The following is a 13653-nucleotide window of genomic DNA, read 5'->3' on the forward strand; positions in this document are numbered from 1 at the left end:
TGAGATGGTTATCGTTGGACGGCTACAGCGTCAAAATCGTCGATAGCGCCCGAGGCACATCGGGCTGCCAATGCGTCCACGCATGGCCGCCGGCAAACTCATGGTACGTATAGGCAAACCCTTTTTCGACCAACAAATCCCGCGCCTTTCGATTCGGGGTCACAAAGTCGCGCACTTGTCCGTCTGTCGTTTTTACAGCCGTTTCTTCCGAGCCGACGGAATGGTAAATGGCGAGCAGCGACGGATCGCGGAATGAGCGAATGAGCGCCAAGAGCGAATCATCGATGTAGGGAGACTGCATGGCGATTTTTCCGAATGTATGCGGATACAACAGTCCGGCGGTCAACGATACGGTCCCGCCGAGCGAATCACCGATGAGCGCCCGGCCTTTGCCCATTTGATACGTTGGCAGTTCGCGGTCCAAAAACGGAACGAGTTCATGGGCTAGAAAGCGGAGATACGCTCCGTGCTTCGTTCCCGATGGATGATACTTTTCATAGCGGTCGTTTACATTCCGATACGGAATACCGACGACGATCGTGCGGTCAATCGTGCCGTTGGCCATTAACGTTTCGACAGCCGTTTTCATTTTTCCGTACATAAAGTAATCTTTGCCGTCTTGAGCGATTAGTAAAGAATATTTGTAAAGCGGAGAAAAATTGCTTGGCAAATAGACGAGCAGTTCGATTTTCTCCTGAAGCTCCCCGCTATATAGCGCGTAATCGCGCATCGTTCCTGCTGTCATGACCATCCTCCAGTGAAAGCGCAAGTTCATCTGTTATTGTAACATATTTGTACAAAAAATGTTAATCAAGGGCTCGAATTTTTTGTGAATTTGCCGAGTGATGCGCAGCGAAAAAAAGACTTGCAAAAATCGCTGGAATGCGTTACATTTCTTAATAAATAAAATTGCAACAAAATTGAATACCCATCCTGTTCTTATCGAGAGAAGCGGAGGGAACTGGCCCAATGAAGCTTCAGCAACCAGCCGCCCGGCGGCCAGGTGCTAAATCCAGCGAATTGAGCATTCAATTCGGCAGATAAGAAGAAGCATGACCATTGTGTATGGAAAAGTCTTCTTCTTGGAAGACTTTTTTTATTTTCCTTTGTTTCGGCGGCCGTTTTGCCGACCTGTGAGGCAGGGCGGCAGCGAAGCGCTCGGCTGTCGAGAAGGCCAGTGATTTAGTGCAAAATGCTGCTGAGTTCCACCTATTTCTCAATTAGAGAAACTTCAAAGAATCAGCTTTCTTTTCTGAATGAAAATGCCTCCAATTGGTGTGTGACAGCGGTTTTTCACCGGCCTTCGAGACAAGCAGCGAAGCGTTTGGGCGCTGCGGCCGCCGGTCGTTGGGCAAGAGGAATTTTTTTGCAGAAGGAGAGAGATGAGATGGAGAAACTGGAGACGTTGTTAGCGCAAATCGGAAACCGGAGCGAAACCGTGACAGGAACGGTCAACCCGCCCGTCTATTTTTCGACCGCCTACCGCCATGCCGGCATCGGGGAATCGACCGGGTTTGACTACATCCGCACCGGTAATCCAACGCGCAAAATTGTTGAGGAGGCGATCGCAAAGCTGGAAGGCGGCGATCAAGGCTATGCGTTCAGCTCCGGCATGGCCGCCATTCAGACGGTGCTCGCCTTGTTTGAGAGCGGAGATGAGTTTCTCGTATCGGCCGACCTTTACGGCGGCACGTACCGGCTGTTTGAGCGCGGCTGGCGCAAGTACGGTCTTCGGTTCCATTATGTCGATTTTTCCGATCTCGATGCGGTGGAAGCGTGTATCAGCGAAAAAACGAAGGCGATTTTCTTGGAAACGCCGACAAACCCACTGATGCACGAGACCGATATTTCCGCGGTCGCCCAGCTTGCCCAACGGCACGGGCTATTGTTGATCGTGGATAACACGTTTTACACCCCGGTGCTCCAGCGCCCGATCGAACAAGGAGCCGATATCGTCATCCACAGCGCCACGAAATATTTAGGCGGCCATAACGATGTGTTGGCCGGCTTGGTCGTTGCCAAGGGAGAAGCGCTTTGTCAACGCTTGGCCGAGTACCATAACGCCATCGGCGCCGTCTTGTCCCCGTTTGACTCTTGGCTATTGATCCGCGGGATGAAAACGTTGGCGCTAAGGATGCGCCAGCATGAAGAAAACGCCAAGCGCATCAGCGCCTTTTTGCGCCAACATGAAGATGTGACCGACGTCTTATATCCAGGAAGAGGTGGGATGCTGTCGTTCCGGATTGCCGATGAAAAGTGGGTGAACGGATTTTTAAAAAGCTTGCGCCTTATTACGTTCGCGGAAAGCTTAGGCGGGGTTGAAAGCTTTATTACGTATCCGGCGACACAGACGCACGCGGACATTCCGGAAGACATCCGCATCCGAAACGGCGTCTGCAACCGGCTGCTCCGCTTCTCGGTCGGCATTGAACACGCCGATGATTTGATCGCCGACTTGGCGCAAGCGTTCAAAAACATGAAAGAGGTGTGAGCGATGGAACGGGAATGGTCGTTTTCGACAAAACTGCTCCATAACGAATGGAAAGTCGACCGCGCAACCGGGGCGGTGAGCGTGCCGATCCAGCACGCCTCCACGTTCCATCAGTTTGATTTCGACTCATTCGGAAAATACGACTACAGCCGCTCTGGCAATCCGACGCGCGAGGCGCTTGAGGAGACGATCGCCGCCTTAGAAGGCGGTGTGCGCGGGTTCGCGTTCGCCTCGGGCATGGCCGCCATCTCCACGGCGTTGTTGCTCCTGTCCAAAGGCGACCATGTGCTCGTAACCGAAGACGTCTACGGCGGCACGTACCGGATCGTCACCGAAGTGCTGAGCCGATTCGGCATTGACTATACGTTCGTCGATATGACCGATCTCAAGGCGGTGGCGGAAAACATCCGGCCGAACACGAAAGTCATTTATATGGAAACCCCGTCCAACCCGCTGTTAAAAGTGACCGACATTCGCGCTGTCGTCGAGCTGGCGAAAGCGCACGGCTGTTTGACGTTTTTGGATAATACGTTCATGACCCCGGCGCTGCAGCGGCCGTTGGATCTCGGCGTCGACGTTGTCCTCCACAGCGCAACAAAGTTTTTAGCCGGCCATAGCGACGTCGTCGCCGGACTGGCGATCGTAAAAGACGAGGAGCTCGGCAAACAGCTGTACAAATGGCAAAACGCCTTTGGCGCCGTTCTCGGCGTCCAAGACGCGTGGCTTGTGCTTCGGGGGCTAAAAACGCTTCACGTTCGCCTGAAACAGTCGTCCGAATCGGCCATGGCCATCGCCGAGTATTTGCTCCGCCATCCGAAAGTGGAAGAGGTGTATTATCCGGGATTGGCGAACCATCCAGGCCATGATATTCAACGCAGCCAAGCGGCGGGGTTTGGCGCCGTGCTGTCGTTCCGCTTGGCCGATGAGGAAGCGGCCCGGACGTTCGTCCGCCACGTCCGCCTGCCGGTGTTCGCCGTCAGCCTTGGGGCGGTCGAATCGATTTTGTCGCACCCGGCGAAAATGTCGCACGCTGCCATGCCGAAGGAAGAGCGGCTGCGGCGCGGCATTACCGACGGCTTGCTGCGGCTGAGCGTCGGGCTTGAGGATGTCAACGATCTGATCGCCGATGTTGAGCAGGCGCTGTCGTTTGTGAAAGAACGGCCGTCGATTTCGGCGCGCTAAAAGGCGGCGAACGAAAGCTTCGTTGTCGTGGGGGAAGTGATGAACATGGTCATCACGCAAATCTATCCCTGCGCCAGTGCCAACGCCGGCCGCGCCCGGAAGTGGTGAACATGGTCATCACACAAAGCGCGAAAAGAAGGTGAACCAAAGCCCCGCCCGTCGCCGTGCCGCCGTTTTTCCGCCGACCGATGCCGAGGGCGCTCCAATCGTTCAACGTGGTCATCGCAAAACGGAGGGGAAACCACTGCGTACAGCCAGCGGTTGACGCCCATTCCCCCTCAGCACGAAACCGCCATGGAGCGCCTTCGCTCGGCCGTAAACATCACCCCATCCCTGCGCCTCCCGGCAAAACGGCAGCCTTCGCCGAAGAATAGCGCCGCCGCGCCACTATGCAATACGAAACCACCTGTCGCCGTTGCCCCCGCTCTTGCTCGAACCGTTTCAACACAGGCTGTTTCTTTGAGGGAAAGGCGTCTTCCCTTTTTCATGATGAACAGCGATTTTTTTTAAAAAAGTTGTTGACAACGTATATGCTCGTCTATATAATTAAAAATGTGTTCGATAGCGGACAACAATATATGATTCCGTAGCTCAGCTGGGAGAGCGCCACCTTGACAGGGTGGAGGTCGCTGGTTCGAGCCCAGTCGGAATCATCAAGTGAAATCCCTTGAGCCACAAGGCTTCAAGGGATTTTTTATTTTTCTGTTGTTATTCGTTTAAAAATTTACACAAATTAAATATTAAATATTCCAAAACATTAACTATGTATAGGGCGCTATTGAGTGGTAAAATATTCATCATACGGTTTGGAGAGATGCAAGGCCAACCTCAACCTCATGAAAAACTTGTGGATTCCTTGATGATGTGCTCATCGATTCATGAGACATGAACCTCCTTGCAGGGAGTTATAGGCACATTAGTGCTGGATGGGAGCATCTACGTGCAATGTGATTCGGAGCGACCGGCGATGGTAAAAACGTATTACTATCGCTGGTTGTGTTGGTCGGAAGTGATTCTAAAAAACGAAATCAATTCTTTCTTTCATCCCTGTTCGGATGCGGAAAGTGAGTTTACCATTCAACCAGATTGTAAATAGTGATGTTGAAGGGGATGGTTACAAATGATTGATTTACCTGATAAAATCAAGAGCCTAATTCATGAAGAGGAGTATTCTATTGACGATGTAGGAATGTCAGATTCTACAGTCGTTCTGTTTAAGGATAAAGTGCTTAAAATCCAAACCATAAGTGAAGAAGCAGAAAATGAATATCATGTGATGGAATGGTTGCAGGGCAAACTACCAGTCCCTAAGGTTTTGGGATATGAAAGAGATGAAAAGAAGACCTATCTCTTAATGAGTAAAGTACCTGGAGAAATGGCGTGCGCAGATAAATATCTGAAAGATCCGGAGCAATTAACGACGATGCTAGCAGAAGGGGTGCAAATGCTATGGAATGTTGATATCCGTAACTGTCCATACAGTTGGAATCTAGAGAAAAAATTGCAGATGGCGAAATATAGAGTGGAAAATAACCTTGTGGATATAGATGATGCAGAGCCAGGTACATTTGGTGAAAATGGATTCCAAAATCCACATCATCTTCTTGAATGGCTTAATAAGAATAAGCCAGAGGAAGAGCTTGTTCTATCCCATGGAGACTTTTGTCTTCCAAATATATTTTTAGCAAATGGAAAAGTTTCAGGATATATTGATTTAGGAAGGGCAGGGATCGCAGATAAATGGCAGGATATCGCTTTGTGTTATCGCAGCTTGCTCCATAATCTTAATGGGAAGTATACTGGAAAGCAACATCAGGGATTTTATGCAGATATGCTGTTTGAAAAGTTAGGATTAGAACCCAATTGGGACAAGATTCGGTATTACATTCTTTTGGATGAGCTTTTTTAATGCCTCCGCAAAAGAGAAGCTGTCCTTCATGATTTCAGGGCTAGAGCAAAGTTATAAAAAATACAGACGCATTAGCTGTTGTGAAGTTATTACTTTGAAGGAAAGACAGTTGAGAAGATACCTGAGAAATTAAATTTACCGCCAAAAAAGTTACAGATAATAAAAGAGAGATTTGAGTCTACAGCAACTTGAATGAAAACGTCCTGCGTTTGCACAGGACGTTTTTTGAAAAATTGATTCGTTTTTTGAAAGAGTGAAGTGCTGAGAATCCGAGTTCGACAGTTTTGAACTCACATTTCTCATTCTTTCGATGAAAATCGGGAGGATTTTGTGTCCATTGTCGCATGAATCGTCATATCCATGCTGTTTTTTCCACTTGTCTTGTGCCACTTGATTAAGAAGCTGTAGTTGAGTTTTAATGTCCGCTGCGAGTGATCAACATCTTTGGTCAATGCGTTTATGAGCACGAAGCGTGACGGGGATGGGCTTCCCGCCCGTTAAGATACTGCTGTGGCGGTCGATGGCATCGTTTCTTCCATCCACTGCAAAAAGGCTTCCACCATTTCTTCATCCCACTGTGTTCCTTTTCCTTGACGCAAAATAGCGGCTGCTTGGTGAATTTCCATGCCTTTGCGATACGGGCGATCCGATGTCATGGCATCAAATGCGTCAGCGACGGCGATGATGCGTCCGAACAGAGGGATGTCCTCGCCGCGCAGTCCATCTGGGTATCCTTTTCCATCGATCCGCTCATGATGGGAACGGATCCCCGGCAACAGCGGCTCAACCGGTTCTAGCGGTTGGATCTCGCGCAAAATCGATTCGCCAATGACAGGATGTTTTTTAATCCAAGCAAACTCTTCCTCGCTCAGTTTCCCTTCTTTCAGCAAAACAGCGTCGGGGATGCCGATTTTGCCAATATCATGGAGAAGGGCTGAGCGGTATAGCACCTCAAGCTGTTCCGGCGGCAAAGCGAGCTTTTCCCCGATGGCGCGGGCATAATGCGCCACGCGCAACGAATGTCCCGCGGTGTAAGGGTCGCGGGCGTCCAACGCCGCGGTCAAAACCGTGATGAAACTGTCCAGCAGCTGTTTATTCAGCTGATCACGACTGTGTACAGCGCCGATCATATGGTTGAATCCGCGAAGCAATTCGGCGAACTCATCGGTATAAACGTTGTGGGCGATCGGTTCATACGCTTCCGTTTCCGCCCGTTTCATGTGAGTGAGCAAAACGTTGACCGGTTCATGGATTTCTTCGACCAATAAGCGCGTCAAAAATATAGAAAAGCCGATGCAAAAGAGCAAAATCGTCGCAGCCCAAGGCCAGTAGGACCAATGGGCCCCATTTGGATCGGTCATCGACCATTTGATTTCAGTAGCAAGGCTAAACAGCAGAACAGGAAACGCACTGCTGAATAACACCGTGAGCTGCAGTTTCGTTTTTAAGGAAATGGAAAGCGGCACTTGTTCCGTCCTTGGACCGATTTGCGCCGATAAAGATGCCAACAAGGGTCGGCATGCTTTCGTTGTCAAAAAAAACTCAATGAGCGCATGGAGCGAGGCGATCAGCACAGCCCCGGCCAACGCGTACAGAATATACCGATATGGAAGGGACAAAATATGGTAGTGAATGCACAAGGCGGTCAGCCCGGCGCCCGGGATCGACAATCCGAATAAGTGCGGCCCTAAAATCCGCCGAACGGCCAACAGCGGAAAGCGCTGCACTTGTTTGAAGGCTGCGAGCGCCAGTGACGGGTCTGGAGATTGGGATGCAAAAAAGCGGCGAATAGGGGCTACATCCCGGGCGAAGACGATCGCTTCCGCGGTCGCCATCACCATTGCCGATGTGAATAAAATGGCGATCAGCCATTTTCCTTCCTGCGCTGATACACGCAACGTTGTCAACATGAACGTTGTGCCTACTCCTCCGACGGCCATTGCGGATCCCATGACGTAGTAGCGCCATAATTGCCGCAAAAAGGAACGATACATTGGTTTCCTACCTTTCTTTGTCTAATTCGGCAAGTGATGATGTCTGGATGCTGTAGAAGCCCCGTCCGCTAAGGCGAGCGAGGGTGGAAACTTGCATTCGGCGCACCATGTCTTTCGTTTTGCATGTTGCTAAAGGCCGGTGACAACGAGGCACCGGAGGGATGAAAAACGGAAAAGCCAATGGTAGTCCTAAGCGTCCGGTGATTGATTCGTGGATACGGCTTTGCCATCTCATTTCTCAACGAGAAAAACCTTGTTGCATCGGTCCTGCTTTTCACGCGTTCCCCCATCGATGAAGGGAATTAGCGGTTTTTCACTAGGCTTCTAAGTCTACTATACTAGTTCTTTGGCATGGTGACAATGTGTGTAAGCGATTTTTTGAAATGACATCGATCGACTGGTCGTCCACTCGTTTGTCGGCGGAAGGGGACGGGCGAGCTTGCCGATGGCCGCCAAAAGGTGGCGGGTGAGCGAGAAAGACCGGCTGTGCTTATGTATGGGCCAATAGAGCGTCCCGCTGCACTGAGACACTCCATTGGCTGAGAAAGGTGAATTATTGTTGATTGTTTTGGGAAGTAAGCGGCAAGCCGCCGAGCACGTTGAGCAGTTGCTGCAAGACGGAGAGGACTTGTTGCAAGGTGGAGGAAATCGTTGGCAGCGTCGTGTTGATCGTATTGATCGCGCTAGGCAATTGTTGCAGTATCGTTTGGATGTTCGGGAGTTCAGCGGTTAAGACGGTCAACAATTGGCCGGCTTGAGCTAAAACCGGCGCCAGCGTGTTGGATAAGAAATCGAGAATGGCTTGCACGGTCGTTTGCAAGTTGGTCAGCAGATTGTTCAACGCATCGACAATCGTTTGCACGAGCGGTTGCAACGCTGTCGGCAGATTGACGACCGCATCGAGAATCGATTGCAAAATCGGCTGCAAGTTGGCAACGGCATTGGTAATGGCATTGAGCACATCTTGTAAAATCGGCTGCAAGCTAGCCAGCACGTCGTTGAGGGCGTCAACGATCGTTTGTACGAGCGGCTGGAGCTGCTCTGGCAAATTGGTCAGAGCGTCCAGAATGTTTTGCAAAATCGGCTGCAACGCAGCGGGCAAACCTGTTACGGCATCGAGCAAATCTTGCAAAATCGGTTCTAGATCGGACAATAACCCGCTGATGGCATCGGTGATGGCGGTGACCAATGGCTGCAGCTGTTCGGGCAAATTGGTCAACACATCGAGAATGTTTTGCAAGATCGGTTGCAATTGTCCCGGCAAGTTCGTGATGGCATCGGCGATGCTCTGCAAAATGGGCTGCAAGGTCGCTACCGCGTTGTTGAGCGCGTCGACAATGTCAGCGACGAGCGGTTCGAGGGCTTCCGGCAAATTCGCAATGGCATCCAATAAAGAATCAATCAATGGTTGCAGTTGTCCCGGCAGGTTGGTGATCGCCTGCAAAATTTGCTGCAGCAACGGAACGATTTGTTGCGGCAAGGCGTTGATCGCTTGAATGAGCTGCTGTAACAGCGAGCCAATCTCGTCGTCAGAGCCGTTTGTCACCGTGTCCAAAATCGTTTCCAGCAGTGCGGCTAGGCTGTCTAAGATGGATGGAAGGCTGGTTGACAAGAGATTCAGCAAGTCGGTCAGCAGTTGTTGCACATCATCAATCGTTGTCGAAGCTGCGTTTTCGATCAGCGTCAATACTTGCTGCAGGACGTTGACAATCGCGTCGACGATCCCATCAAGCTGCTGCGCCGCTACTTCATTCGCGGTCGGCGACGCGGAGGGGAACGAACGGCGCAGCTTGGTTAATGAGCGTTCGATTTGCGAAGCCCATGAAGTCAAAGCCTGCTCTTGATTCGGATTGGCACCGGGAACCGAAATTTGTTGAATGGCACGAAGGGCGGCTAACGCCTTGAGACGTTTGCGCAACATGTTCGACTGATCCATCAAGTACGCCTCCTTTATTGAGCAGAAATTCATCTTGTCGATTCACCATATTCGTGTGGAAAAGAAATGGTATAGACAAGTTCCCTGAAAAACAGAAAAAAGGCGAATGCCGTCGAGCCGGTGGATCGATCGATTCTTCCATAAACTGCGTATACCGCACTTGACCGCATTCACCAAGTGGTGGAGATGTTCACGAAAAAAACCGGGCGGAACACGGCCCGGTTTTTTCCATCTTGAATTCTGGTGACCGATCATCATTACCTAGCTTGATGCAGCTTGCGGATGATAAAACTAGCCAGCAAAATGAAAATGACCGAACCGATCAGAGCCGGAATAATATCAAATCCGCCGATGGTCGGCCCCCAATTGCCGAATAACTTTGCTCCAAGCCATGCACCGATAAACCCGGCGATGATATTGCCGATGATTCCTCCGGGAATATCGCGACCTGTCAAAAGCCCGCCTAGCCAACCGATGATACCGCCAACGATCAAACTCCATAGAAATGACATAGATGGTTCCTCCTTGCCGTTTGGTGAAAACGGTTCTTGGATGATAGTTTACGTTAAACGACATGCACGTATACGTGAAACGGTTTGACATGCATCGTTTGTTGCCGATTTCGTTGCTTGGGAGGATGGGGACGTTTGTTTTCTGTATCGTTGTTCGTTTGTCTTCAGCTTTTGGGCCCGCTTGGACGCGCGAGCGGAGAAACAGAGACGCCGCGTCTGACGATAAATCAAACGCGGCTCTTGGAGTGAAGGGAAGTTAACGAACGGATTCGAGTTGCTTGGCCAGATGGTGGAGCTTTTTCTCGTGCTGGATGGTTTTCGACGCGAGGAAATGGACGGTTTCTTGCGTTTCTGTCAACTCCACGCGCAAGCCGGCGAATTTTTGTTCGAGTCGATCAAACCGCTCGTTCACCTCGGCGCGAAATTGTTGCATTTCCGCTCTCAATTGATTGGCTGTATCTTGCATTTCTGCTCTCAGTTGGTTTGCCATATCTTGCATTTCTTTCCGCAGCTGATTAGCGGTGTCTTGCATTTCCGCTCTCAGTTGGTTAGCGGTGTCTTGGATTTCGGCTCGCAATTGGCTTCCCATTTCGTCAATTTGGGTGCGGATGTCGCGGGAAAACATTTTCAGCGCCTCGACTACTTCTTTCACGATGGTATCGCGTTCCACGCTTGTTCACCTCCCTCTAGTTTGATTATACAATGTGCAGCTGGGAAAGAACATAGCGTTTTGAACAGCTTTTTCTTTGTTCGGATCCCTTGAGCCGCAGGGTTAGAGGGAAGAGAACATTCGGGCCAATAGCCATAGCCGCGAGTGGCAGGAATGAAGGGGTCGCTTTTCAACTTCTGTTGTGTTTTATACCCATTACCGGTATAATGTAATTGAAAGAGGTGATGTTGGATGAACCATTATGAAGATCACCGTATCGATCACAAAATGGTTCCACGGACGGAACAGGAAATCGAACGCATCATCAAGCGTTTGAAGCGCATCGAAGGGCAAGTGCGCGGGGTGCAAAAAATGGTGGAGGACAATCGGTATTGCATCGATATTTTAGTGCAAATTTCCGCGATTAGAGCAGCGTTGAACCAAGTCGGGCTACAGTTGCTTGAACGCCATGTGAGCCATTGTGTGGCCAAAGCGATCCGTGAAGGGAGCGGAGACGAATCGATTCGCGAATTGATGGATGTGATGAAACAATTTTCAAAGTAAGGGAGGGAAAGGGAAATGGGGGAGCTGAAAACCGTGACGCTGAAGGTGACGGGCATGACATGCGCCGCGTGCGCCAATCGGATTGAGAAAGCATTAAATAAGATGGACGGCGTCAACGCCCATGTCAATTTGGCCATGGAAAACGCAACGATTCACTACGATCCAGCGAAGCAAACGATCGCCGATCTCGAAACGAAAATTGAGCATTTAGGGTATGGCGTGGCGACGGAAAAAGTAACGCTCGATATTGAAGGCATGACATGTGCGGCCTGTGCGACACGGATTGAAAAAGGGTTGAATCGGATGGAAGGGGTGACAAGCGCTGCGGTCAACTTGGCGACCAACAGCGCGGTCGTTGAATACAAAGAGGGAGTTGCATCTGTCGAAGACATTTTAGAGAAAATCAAAACGCTTGGGTACAGGGGGCAAATTCGAAACGAAGAACAAGACGGCGCTGGCCGGAAAGAAGAGCAGTTGAAACAGAAGCAGCGGCGACTCGCCATTTCCATCCTCTTATCGTTGCCGCTGCTCTATACGATGCTGGCGCATATGCCGTTTGCTGTCGGCTTGCCGATGCCGCATTGGCTGATGAATCCGTGGTTCCAGCTTCTTTTCGCTACACCCGTTCAGTTTTACATCGGCGGTCCCTTCTACGTCGGGGCGTACCGGGCGTTGCGAAACAAAAGCGCGAACATGGACGTCCTTGTGGCGCTCGGAACATCCGCCGCGTACGTGTACAGCTTGTCTGAAGCTTTTCGGACGCTCGGGAATCCTGACTATATGCCGAGGCTGTATTTTGAAACGAGCGCCGTTTTGATTACGCTTGTGCTTGTCGGCAAATACTTTGAATCGCTTGCGAAAGGGCGGACAACCGAAGCCATTTCGAAGTTGGTCAGCCTGCAGGCGAAGGAAGCGACCGTCATTCGAAATGGAAAAGAAATGAAAGTTCCGCTCGAGGAAGTGGTGATCGGCGATACGATCGTTGTCAAGCCGGGAGAAAAAATTCCGGTAGACGGTACGGTCATCGCCGGAGCATCTTCCGTAGACGAATCGATGATTACCGGTGAATCGATTCCGGTTGATAAGAAGGAAGGCGACTATGTGATCGGGGCAACCATTAATACAAATGGGGTGCTGACTATTCGCGCCGAAAAAGTCGGAAAAGATACCGCGCTGGCCAATATCATTAAAATTGTCGAGGAGGCGCAAGGGTCGAAAGCGCCGATTCAGCGGCTGGCCGATGTCATTTCCGGCATTTTCGTACCGATTGTTGTCGGAATTGCGGTTGTTTCCTTTCTCATCTGGTACTTCTTCGTTGTGCCGGGTGATTTGGCCAAAGCGCTTGAGGTGGCCATCGCTGTTCTTGTCATCGCGTGCCCTTGTGCGCTCGGTTTGGCGACACCGACATCGATTATGGTCGGCACCGGCAAAGGGGCGGAACAAGGCATTCTCTTTAAAGGAGGTGAGTACCTAGAGGGAACGCATAAAATCAATGCCGTATTGCTCGATAAAACAGGAACAGTGACAAAAGGAAAACCGGAAGTCACCGATGTGCTAGCCTTCCGCAAGGACATGGTTGATTATGCGGTTTCCGCCGAGAGCGCTTCCGAGCATCCGCTCGCTCAGGCGATTGTCGAATACGGGAAGAAACAAGCGATTTCGATGAAGCCATTGGAGCACTTCTCCGCTATTGCCGGCCATGGCATTGAGGCGGTCATTGACGGCAAAACCGTTTTGATCGGGACGCGGAAATGGATGAAGGACCGCGCTGTTGAGATTTCTCAGTGCGAAAATCGCTTGATAGAGCTTGAAAAACAAGGAAAAACCGCGATGCTTGTGGCCATCGATGGAGAGCTGGCCGGCATCATGGCGGTCGCGGATACGGTGAAAGAAAGCGCGAAAGAAGCGATTCAAACGTTAAAACAAATGGGCATCGATGTCTATATGGCAACAGGGGACAATCAGCGGACAGCGGAAGCGATCGCCCATGAAGTCGGCATTGAGCATGTGTATGCCGAGGTGCTCCCGGAAGAAAAAGCGAACATCGTCGAGGAATTGCAAAAACAAGGAAAACGTGTGGCGATGGTCGGCGATGGGATTAACGATGCGCCGGCTTTGGCCAAAGCGGATATTGGGATGGCGATTGGCACAGGAGCGGATGTGGCGATCGAAACGGCCGATGTGACCTTGGTCGGCGGCGATTTGCGCCATATCCCGAAAGCCATTGAGTTGAGCCGGCAAACGATGAAAAACATTCGGCAAAATCTGTTCTGGGCGTTGTTTTATAATACGATCGGCATTCCGGTCGCCGCTTTCGGATTGTTGGAGCCGTGGATCGCGGGAGCGGCGATGGCGTTCAGCTCTGTGTCGGTTGTGACCAACGCGCTTCGGTTGAAGCGTGTGAAACTATAAACAT

11 protein-coding genes, 1 tRNA gene and 1 riboswitch are annotated in these 13653 nt (G+C 50.8%); of the genes, 6 read left to right on the forward strand and 6 right to left on the reverse strand.

Translation table 11 applies throughout. The features are described 5' to 3' along the window. Window positions 1-22: 22 nt before the first annotated feature. The gene (locus GC56T2_RS04355) at window positions 23-751 is read right to left on the reverse strand and encodes an alpha/beta hydrolase (RefSeq protein ID WP_033018794.1); all 729 of its coding nucleotides are present in this window, start codon (window positions 749-751) and stop codon (window positions 23-25) included. A gap of 185 nt (window positions 752-936) precedes the next feature. Next, window positions 937-1047, forward strand: a riboswitch (SAM riboswitch). A gap of 340 nt (window positions 1048-1387) precedes the next feature. Here GC56T2_RS04355 and GC56T2_RS04360 point away from each other — a divergent pair. Together GC56T2_RS04360 and metC are read left to right on the forward strand one after the other, a co-directional pair. Next, on the forward strand, window positions 1388-2491 hold the full coding sequence (locus GC56T2_RS04360; RefSeq protein WP_144973323.1) for a methionine biosynthesis PLP-dependent protein: 1104 nt from the start codon (window positions 1388-1390) through the stop codon (window positions 2489-2491). 3 nt (window positions 2492-2494) lie between these two features. After that, on the forward strand, window positions 2495-3673 hold the full coding sequence (metC, locus tag GC56T2_RS04365) for a cystathionine beta-lyase (protein ID WP_144973325.1): 1179 nt from the start codon (window positions 2495-2497) through the stop codon (window positions 3671-3673). 62 nt (window positions 3674-3735) lie between these two features. Here the strand turns inward: metC and GC56T2_RS04370 are convergent, their stop codons facing one another. Further along, window positions 3736-3945, reverse strand: coding sequence for a hypothetical protein (locus tag GC56T2_RS04370; RefSeq protein WP_144973327.1), 210 nt, complete (start codon window positions 3943-3945; stop codon window positions 3736-3738). 308 nt (window positions 3946-4253) lie between these two features. On the opposite strand from GC56T2_RS04370, the gene GC56T2_RS04375 reads away from it, so the two are divergent. Further along, window positions 4254-4326, forward strand: a tRNA-Val gene (locus tag GC56T2_RS04375). A gap of 536 nt (window positions 4327-4862) precedes the next feature. Next, complete coding sequence (locus GC56T2_RS04385) at window positions 4863-5582, forward strand: APH(3') family aminoglycoside O-phosphotransferase (protein ID WP_483299726.1); 720 nt, start codon at window positions 4863-4865, stop codon at window positions 5580-5582. Between the two features lie 497 nt (window positions 5583-6079). Here GC56T2_RS04385 and GC56T2_RS04390 read toward each other — a convergent pair whose 3' ends face one another. From GC56T2_RS04390 to GC56T2_RS04405, 4 genes are all read right to left on the reverse strand, one after another. Then, window positions 6080-7576 carry an HD-GYP domain-containing protein gene (locus GC56T2_RS04390; RefSeq protein WP_144973333.1) on the reverse strand — a complete coding sequence of 499 codons (1497 nt, stop codon included), beginning with the start codon at window positions 7574-7576 and terminating at the stop codon, window positions 6080-6082. A gap of 553 nt (window positions 7577-8129) precedes the next feature. Further along, complete coding sequence (locus GC56T2_RS04395) at window positions 8130-9512, reverse strand: phage tail protein (RefSeq protein WP_144973335.1); 1383 nt, start codon at window positions 9510-9512, stop codon at window positions 8130-8132. A 257-nt stretch (window positions 9513-9769) separates the two neighbouring features. Then, the gene (locus GC56T2_RS04400; RefSeq protein WP_144973337.1) at window positions 9770-10024 is read right to left on the reverse strand and encodes a GlsB/YeaQ/YmgE family stress response membrane protein; all 255 of its coding nucleotides are present in this window, start codon (window positions 10022-10024) and stop codon (window positions 9770-9772) included. Between the two features lie 256 nt (window positions 10025-10280). Beyond that, the gene (locus GC56T2_RS04405; RefSeq protein ID WP_144973339.1) at window positions 10281-10694 is read right to left on the reverse strand and encodes a hypothetical protein; all 414 of its coding nucleotides are present in this window, start codon (window positions 10692-10694) and stop codon (window positions 10281-10283) included. A 231-nt stretch (window positions 10695-10925) separates the two neighbouring features. Here GC56T2_RS04405 and GC56T2_RS04410 point away from each other — a divergent pair, with 231 nt between their 5' ends. Then, window positions 10926-11237 (forward strand): metal-sensing transcriptional repressor, encoded by a 312-nt coding sequence (locus tag GC56T2_RS04410; protein WP_144973341.1) that lies wholly within the window; start codon window positions 10926-10928, stop codon window positions 11235-11237. Window positions 11238-11252: 15 nt separating this feature from the next. After that, on the forward strand, window positions 11253-13649 hold the full coding sequence (locus tag GC56T2_RS04415; protein WP_144973343.1) for a heavy metal translocating P-type ATPase: 2397 nt from the start codon (window positions 11253-11255) through the stop codon (window positions 13647-13649). Window positions 13650-13653 lie beyond the last annotated feature (4 nt).

Origin of the sequence: Geobacillus sp. C56-T2, from assembly GCF_007829715.1 — a bacterium.
Lineage (GTDB): Bacteria > Bacillota > Bacilli > Bacillales > Anoxybacillaceae > Geobacillus > Geobacillus icigianus.

Excerpts from the sequence above, each read along its gene's own strand:
- GC56T2_RS04355 (WP_033018794.1), bottom strand. The coding sequence starts at position 751 with ATGGTCATGACAGCAGGAACGATGCGCGATTACGCGCTATATAGCGGG.
- GC56T2_RS04360 (WP_144973323.1), top strand. The coding sequence starts at position 1,388 with ATGGAGAAACTGGAGACGTTGTTAGCGCAAATCGGAAACCGGAGCGAA.
- metC (WP_144973325.1), top strand. The coding sequence starts at position 2,495 with ATGGAACGGGAATGGTCGTTTTCGACAAAACTGCTCCATAACGAATGG.
- GC56T2_RS04370 (WP_144973327.1), bottom strand. The coding sequence starts at position 3,945 with ATGGGCGTCAACCGCTGGCTGTACGCAGTGGTTTCCCCTCCGTTTTGC.
- GC56T2_RS04385 (WP_483299726.1), top strand. The coding sequence starts at position 4,863 with ATGTCAGATTCTACAGTCGTTCTGTTTAAGGATAAAGTGCTTAAAATC.
- GC56T2_RS04390 (WP_144973333.1), bottom strand. The coding sequence starts at position 7,576 with ATGTATCGTTCCTTTTTGCGGCAATTATGGCGCTACTACGTCATGGGA.
- GC56T2_RS04395 (WP_144973335.1), bottom strand. The coding sequence starts at position 9,512 with ATGGATCAGTCGAACATGTTGCGCAAACGTCTCAAGGCGTTAGCCGCC.
- GC56T2_RS04400 (WP_144973337.1), bottom strand. The coding sequence starts at position 10,024 with ATGTCATTTCTATGGAGTTTGATCGTTGGCGGTATCATCGGTTGGCTA.
- GC56T2_RS04410 (WP_144973341.1), top strand. The coding sequence starts at position 10,926 with ATGAACCATTATGAAGATCACCGTATCGATCACAAAATGGTTCCACGG.
- GC56T2_RS04415 (WP_144973343.1), top strand. The coding sequence starts at position 11,253 with ATGGGGGAGCTGAAAACCGTGACGCTGAAGGTGACGGGCATGACATGC.